The sequence below is a fragment of the Bradyrhizobium sp. LeoB3 genome, assembly GCF_055456055.1.
This window is the reverse complement of record NZ_JBVBEF010000439.1, coordinates 1-311: the sequence shown is the minus strand read 5'-3', so window position 1 is coordinate 311 and position 311 is coordinate 1. Positions and strand designations below refer to the sequence as shown.

1 protein-coding gene is annotated in these 311 nt (G+C 61.4%); it reads left to right on the top strand.

The features are described from left to right. Positions 1 to 6 precede the first annotated feature (6 nt). The coding region (locus ACZXDY_RS46650; RefSeq protein WP_464350123.1) for an alcohol dehydrogenase catalytic domain-containing protein at positions 7 to 311 on the top strand (305 nt) is incomplete at its 3' end.

The following is a 311-nucleotide window of genomic DNA, read 5'->3' as shown; positions in this document are numbered from 1 at the left end:
TCAACAATGATGGCCTGGCGCGTGCACGAGTTTGGGCCGCCAGAGATTATGAAGTTCGAGCGCGTCTCGCGGCCCGAGCCGGGCTCGGGCGAGGTCCTGGTCAAGGTTGAAGCCGCTGGAGTTGGCCCATGGGATGGCTGGATCAGGGCCGGGAAGAGCGCTTTGCCGCAACCGCTCCCCCTCACTCTGGGTTCGGATCTATCCGGTGAAATCGTCGCCGTAGGGCCCGGAGTCTCCGAACTGCGTGTGGGAGATCAAGTTTATGGTGTTACGAATCCGCGGTTTATCGGGGCCTATGCCGAGTATGCTGT